The sequence below is a fragment of the Streptosporangium saharense genome, from assembly GCF_014203715.1.
Classification (GTDB): domain Bacteria; phylum Actinomycetota; class Actinomycetes; order Streptosporangiales; family Streptosporangiaceae; genus Streptosporangium; species Streptosporangium saharense.
In genome coordinates this window covers 1-1,789 of sequence record NZ_JACHJP010000024.1, presented here as the reverse complement: position 1 = coordinate 1,789, position 1,789 = coordinate 1, and the positions used below count along the sequence as shown (strand labels likewise).

The following is a 1,789-nucleotide window of genomic DNA, read 5'->3' as shown; positions in this document are numbered from 1 at the left end:
GCGGGAAGGATCTGCGGGCCGTACTCACGGCGGGCCTGGAGACGGGCGTTCATCAACAGCCCGGACGGCTGCACGTACTCGTGCCCGTCCTGCTGCGAACAACCGTGGGCGTAGGGGGCATGCCCACACCGAGCGCACCCCATGGGTAGGGGTACGGCACCAGCGAAGCAGCCGCAACTGTTCTGGGTTGGCGTGTTCCGGCTGGGAACCGGAGCACTACTCTTGCTCACGTCAGGAGTTACCTTCCTGATCAAGGGTCCGGTACGGCGTTCCAGCGCCTGCCGGACCCGTCTGTTTCAGGCCAACGCGACCGTTCGCCCAACGCGGGGATCAGGCAAACGTCGAAGAAAATGATCATCCCCCAACTTGGAATTACAAGTTGGCCCTCGAAAGATAAGGCCGCCTGGAAACCCAAGTCAAGGGACTTGGCAATCCAAGTTGGCTTGTATCCTCGGGTGCATGTCTGAAGGCCACGCCTTCCCATATCAGCGGATCGTGGACGATCTGCGCACCGAGATCATCACGGGCAACCTCACCTTCGGTGAGAAGCTCCCGTCCGAAAACACCCTGGCCCAGCGATACGGCACCACCCGCCCCACGGTCCGCCGAGCCCTCGCCCTGCTCAAAGCCGAAGGGCTGGTCACCACCCGCCAAGGCCAAGGCGTATTCGTGCGCCCCAAGCCCCGCGTCCGACTGCTGATCAGCGGATCGAACTACCGCACACACCGCGAGGCGGGGCTGCCCGGCTTCAACGCCCAAGTCCGCGAACAAGGCATGTCACCAGAACAACGCATACGCGATGTCGCCACCCTGGACGCACCCGCCGAGATCGCCCACCGCCTGGAACTCGACCAAAACGCCCAGGTCGTCGTGCGCCGCAGAACGTTCCTGGTTGACGGTCTACCTATCGCCCTGTGCGACAGCTACTACCCCGCCGCCCTGGCCGCCGACACAGTCATCACGCAACCCCGCAGGATCAAAGGCGGCGTCTACGCTCTGATCGAGGACCCCGACGGACCAATCCGCCGCCAGGTCAGCCACAGCGTCGAAGACCTGATCTGCCGGATGCCAACCAGAGAAGAGACAACCGAACTCAACCTCATGCCAGGCGTACCGGTGGTTCGAGTCATACGCACGGTCTACGACTCCGAAAACCGGCCGCTGGAGGTTCAAGAGTCAACCGTGGCCGCAGACAGCCACGAGTTCCGATACGAGGTGAAAATGCGGTGACAGCCCTCACCATCGGCGCGTTCCTGTCACTGTCCGGCAAGCACGCCCGCTTCGGCCGCCAAGCCCGGCTCGGCCTGGAGATCTGGCACGCCGCCAACCCCGCCCTGAACCTGCTCATCCGAGACGACCACAGCGACCCCGCAGTCCTGCGGGCGGGCTTTCGCGACCTGGCAGACGACTGCGACCTCCTGCTCGGCCCCTACTCCACCCACCTGACCCGTACGGCTGCCCGCCTGGCCGCCGAACACGACCGCCTGCTGTGGAACCACGGCGGATCCGGCGACGACGTCGAAGCCTCCCACCCCGGACACCTCATCTCGATCCTCACTCCCACCAGCCAATACGCCACCCCGTTCCTGCACCACCTGGCCACCACCAACCCCGCGCCCCTGTGCATCGTCACCGGCAAGGGCAGCTTCGGCCGCCAGGTGAGCGACGGTGCCGAGGCGACCGCGCGTTCCCTGGGGCTGAGCACGGTACGGCTCGGCCCCGAAGACAACCTGACCAGCGTGGACCTGACGCAGCCGTGGGCACTCCTGTGCGCCGGAGCCTTCGAAGA

2 protein-coding genes are annotated in these 1,789 nt (G+C 65.3%); both read left to right on the top strand.

All coding sequences use genetic code 11. The features are described from left to right. Nucleotides 1–459 precede the first annotated feature (459 nt). A complete protein-coding gene (locus tag FHS44_RS40030) occupies nt 460–1,230 on the top strand; it encodes a GntR family transcriptional regulator (RefSeq protein ID WP_184725867.1) in 771 nt (256 codons plus the stop codon). Beyond that, nucleotides 1,227–1,789 (top strand): ABC transporter substrate-binding protein (locus FHS44_RS40025; RefSeq protein WP_184725865.1); only part of this gene is annotated, 563 nt, incomplete at its 3' end. The genes FHS44_RS40030 and FHS44_RS40025, both read left to right, overlap by 4 nt.